Source organism: Pseudoalteromonas sp. Z9A6, from assembly GCF_011378805.1.
Classification (GTDB): Bacteria; Pseudomonadota; Gammaproteobacteria; order Enterobacterales; family Alteromonadaceae; genus Pseudoalteromonas; species Pseudoalteromonas distincta.
This window is the reverse complement of record NZ_WTKZ01000113.1, coordinates 1-2,474: the sequence shown is the minus strand read 5'-3', so window position 1 is coordinate 2,474 and position 2,474 is coordinate 1. Positions and strand designations below refer to the sequence as shown.

Sequence of the window (2,474 nt, the reverse complement as noted above, 5' to 3'; positions counted from 1 at the left end):
CCCCGCTAATTTCTTAGCAGGGATTTGTGTATAAGAGACAGCTAATTAGCGCCTTTTTGCATTATGGCTATATATAAATTTAATGCTGATTGATCATGTGCGTTGCTAGTTGAGAGAATGATTGCTTTAAGCCTTCACGCAACAACGGATTGTCTATTTCTATATCCAGCGTTTTATTCATGCAGTACATCCACTGATCGCGCAATGCTTTATCTACAGTAAAAGGCATATGTCTTTTACGTAGCATTGGCTGGCCATGTTTTTCAGTAAATAGGTTTGGCCCGCCTAACCAACCAGATAAAAATTCAAAAAATACTTGGCGAATTCGATCTAATGGCAGAGGATGCATATCATATAACGGTTTAGCGTATTCATCTGACTCCATTATGTCGTAGAATCGATTGGAGATAGCTCGCGCCCCTTTCTCTCCACCTATTATTTCATACGGTGTTTTTTCAGGAGTAGGAGCCTGTTGCTCGGGAGCCGGCTTAGATTTAGAAAAAAGTCGTTTAATCATATTACTTATCATCGTTAATAGGCAGTGTTATAGCTGCAAAGAGGTTGCTTTAAAATGGACAAATATGCGGTTTTTGGAAATCCAATTAAACATTCAAAATCCCCCGCGATACATAAACAATTTGCTGTATCACTGGGTGAGCAAATCGACTATCGCGCAATATTAGCACCTATCGATAACTTTGAAAAAACAGTATTGTCTTTTTTTGAGCAAGGCGGTGTGGGTGCTAACGTTACAATGCCATTTAAAGAGCAAGCTTATGCAATGGCTGATGAGCTTACGCCATTAGCCAAAATAGTAGGGGCTGTTAATACATTAAAAAAACGAGATGATGACTCATTACTCGGTGATAACACCGATGGTGTGGGCTTTGTAAATGATTTACTCGCTAATGAAGTAGCCATAACTAATAAACGCATTTTAATCATAGGTGCGGGCGGTGCTGCTCGAGGGGTTATTTTACCTTTGTTAGAGCATAACCCTCAGGAAATAATAATAGTTAATCGCACAGCACAAAAAGCCAAAGAACTCGCAGAGCTGTTTACCCAATATGGACCAGTATCTGGCTTTGGTTTTGATGATTTACCAGTAAGCGATTACTCACTAATAATAAACTCTACCTCTAGCAGTATGAATAACGAACTTCCAGCACTTGATAAAAAACACATAACTAACTGTGAAGTCGCTTATGACATGTTTTATTCACTGCAAAATACCATTTTTATGAATTGGGTTGCACAGCATAATATTAACGCTAAGCTTTTAGATGGCAGTGGCATGTTAGTTGGCCAAGCTGCTCAAGCATATTATGTATGGCGTAATAAAATGCCAAAAATACTTCCCGTCGTTGATGCGCTCAAACAAGGAATGCTTAAATGAATCAGGCAATACAATTTATAGATAGGCTAGAGTTTAGAGAGCCCGATCATCAGTTAGTATTTTTTGCACAAGTTAGTGGCATGCTGGTGGAGTGTGTAATAGAAGTAAATACACTTAAATTAACAGACGAAAGCCATGCAACAGAGTATTTTGAAAAGTATCGTTTTGATTACGAAGAACGTGCCGAGGAGCTTATCGAAGAAGAGAGCTATAACTCGGCAGGCCAAATTGAAGTAAGCTTATTAACTTAAATTAGCTATTTCAGCTAAATACTCATCTTTAAGTGATACGTAGTTATTGGCAGATATTTTTAAAAAGGCAAGTTCTTGCTCCGTTAGAGGGCGGGCTTGCTTAACCGGACTCCCTACATATAAGTAACCAGACTCTAAGCGTTTGTTTGGTGGTACCAAAGATCCCCCACCTATCATTACATCATCTTCAACAACCACGTTATCCAAAATAATAGCGCCCATACCTACAAGTATACGGTTTCCTAATATACATCCGTGCAGCATTACCTTATGACCTACAGTTACATCGTCACCTATAATAAGTGGATAACCATCTGGATTGCTTTTAGTTGCACGAGATAAATGCAATACACTGCCATCTTGTATATTGGAGCGTTTACCAATACGTATATAGTTAACATCGCCTCGGGCAGCTACTAAAGGCCAAACACTACTATTATCACCTAAAGTAATATCACCAACCAAAACTGATGACTCATCAATATAAACAGACGAATTAAACGAAGGAGTTACACCTTTATAAGAACGGATTGCCATATTTAGTACCTTTTAGATAATAGTTATTAGCTTTGAGTGTATCAGCAAGGTTATTTTTGTACCATAAAAGGCACCGTTTGGTTACAAAACTATCAGTTTCAGGGGGTTTAGTTCAGATACTGACCGAACAGTATCTTTTTTTACTTTTTCTTTAAAAAAGTACTTGCGTAAAAATCTGTTCTCCCTATAATGCGACCCCACTGAGACGGGAAACGCTGAAGCATAGCGAGGCACGAACTACCTCAGAGAGTTAAATAAAACTTCGGTTTTAAATTGTCGAAAGAAAGTTT

Annotated in this window: 4 protein-coding genes; 2 read left to right on the top strand and 2 right to left on the bottom strand. The window is 38.4% G+C overall.

Features of this window, described 5'->3' with window-relative positions; genetic code table 11:
- Nucleotides 1-79: 79 nt before the first annotated feature.
- Nucleotides 80-517, bottom strand: a complete 438-nt coding sequence (locus tag GQR53_RS20380; RefSeq protein WP_004335148.1) for a group II truncated hemoglobin — start codon at nucleotides 515-517, stop codon at nucleotides 80-82.
- Between the two features lie 54 nt (nucleotides 518-571).
- On the opposite strand from GQR53_RS20380, the gene aroE reads away from it, so the two are divergent.
- Both aroE and GQR53_RS20370 read left to right on the top strand, forming a co-directional pair.
- Entirely contained in the window at nucleotides 572-1,396 is an 825-nt protein-coding gene (gene aroE, locus GQR53_RS20375) for a shikimate dehydrogenase (RefSeq protein ID WP_165745046.1), read from the top strand.
- Nucleotides 1,393-1,647: a DUF1488 family protein gene (locus GQR53_RS20370; RefSeq protein WP_004335144.1), complete on the top strand. Its 255-nt coding sequence runs from the start codon at nucleotides 1,393-1,395 to the stop codon at nucleotides 1,645-1,647. The genes aroE and GQR53_RS20370 overlap by 4 nt, the downstream gene beginning before the upstream one ends.
- On the opposite strand, the gene GQR53_RS20365 is transcribed toward GQR53_RS20370, so the two are convergent.
- A complete protein-coding gene (locus GQR53_RS20365; protein WP_165745045.1) occupies nucleotides 1,639-2,184 on the bottom strand; it encodes a gamma carbonic anhydrase family protein in 546 nt (181 codons plus the stop codon). The two genes, GQR53_RS20370 and GQR53_RS20365, sit on opposite strands and share 9 nt — an antisense overlap.
- Between the last annotated feature and the right edge of the window lie 290 nt (nucleotides 2,185-2,474).